1 protein-coding gene is annotated in these 1687 nt (G+C 75.9%); it reads left to right on the top strand.

All coding sequences use genetic code 11. The features are described 5' to 3' along the window. A partial coding sequence (locus Sru01_RS35005; protein WP_239138077.1) for a condensation domain-containing protein occupies positions 1 to 1687 on the top strand: 1687 nt, incomplete at both ends.

The raw sequence follows: 1687 nt of genomic DNA on the forward strand, positions 1-1687 counted from the left end.
ATCCGCAGCTCCCGGCGGGCGGTGCCGGCGGCGCCCCGCGCACCGCCGCCGAGCGCGAAGTGGCCGAGGTGTTCGCCGAGATCCTGGAACTCGCCTCGGCCGGCCCGGACGACGACTTCTTCCTGCTGGGCGGGCACTCGCTGCTCGCGGCCAAGGCGGCGGCGCGGCTCACCCGGCGGCTCGGTGTCGAGGTCCCGGTCACGACGCTGTTCACCCACTCCACCGTGGCGGCGCTCGCCGCCGCCACGGGCGACCTGCGGGCCGGCTCGACGCCGCCGGCGCCCCGGCCGGCCGGCACCCCGCCGCCGCTGTCCCCGGCCCAGGAGCGCATGTGGTTCCTTTACCGGCTGGACCCGCAGGACGCCTCCTACAACGTGTACCTGGCCCGGCGGCTGCGCGGCCCGCTCGACCCCGACCGGCTGGCGGACGCCCTCACCCGGGTCGCCGCCCGGCACGAGGCGCTGCGCACCCGCTTCCCGGAGGTGGACGGGACGCCGGTCGCGGTGGTCGAGCCGCCCGCCCCGGTGCCGGTGGAACGGCTCGACGTTTCAGGCCTGCCGCCCGCCGAGCGGCAGGCCGAGGCCACCCGGCTGGTCACCGCCCGGGTGAACGCGCCGATGGACCTGATGGCCGCGCCTCCGCTGCGCGCGACGCTGATCCGGCTGGACGACGGCGACCACGTGCTGTGCGTGGTGTTCCACCACATCATCGGGGACGGCTGGTCGCAGAACGTCCTGCTCGCCGACCTCGCCGCCTGCTACGAGGGCCGCGACCTGCCCGGACCGGTCCTGCAGCAGGGCGACGTCGCGCACTGGCACCTGGCCAGGGACGCGGCGGGGGAGGGCGACGCCGCGCTGGCCTACTGGCGGGAGCGGCTGGCCGGGCTGCCGGCCCTGGACCTGCCCACCGACCGCCGGCGTCCGGACGGCGTGCGCCCGCGCGGCGCCTTCGAGCAGATCACCCTCCCCGCCGGCACGGTCGACCGGCTGCGCGAGCTGGGCCGCGGCACCGGGACGACCCTGTTCATGGTGCTGCTCGCCGCCTACCAGGCGCTGCTCGGCCGGCAGAGCGGGCAGCACGACCTTGCGATCGGCACCGCCGTCGCCGGGCGCGACCGGGTCGAGCTGGAGCCGGTGTTCGGCTACCTGGCCGGCACCCTCGCGCTGCGCGGCGACCTGTCCGGCGACCCGTCCTTCACCGAGTTGCTGGCCCGCACCCGCAGCGCCGTGGTGGACGCCTTCCGACACCGGGACGTGCCGCTGGAGGAACTGCACGTCCGCAGGAGCGGCGAACCCGCCGAGCTCTTCCAGAGCATGCTCATCCTGCACACCCAGGACGAGGGCGCCGGCTCCATGGACGGCCTGGACGTCGAGATCTTCCATGCCGGCCACACCCCGGTCCGGTTCGACCTCATGGTGGACGCCTGGCCGCAGGACGGCGGGTTCGGCCTGACCTTCGGCTACGACGCCACGTTGTTCGACGCCGGGACGGTGGCGAACCTGGCCGCCCTGTACGTCACGCTGCTGGAGAACGTGGCCGCCGAGCCGGGCGCCCGGCTGTCCCGGCTGCTGCGGGTGCCCGGCGCCGGGCGCGACCGGCTGCTGCACGACCGCAACGACACGGCGCTGGAGTTGCCGGCGGTGCCGAGCACGGTGGCATTGTTCGCCGAGCGGGTGGCCGCCGATGC

This window comes from Sphaerisporangium rufum, assembly GCF_016863395.1.
GTDB classification, from domain to species: Bacteria; Actinomycetota; Actinomycetes; order Streptosporangiales; family Streptosporangiaceae; genus Sphaerisporangium; species Sphaerisporangium rufum.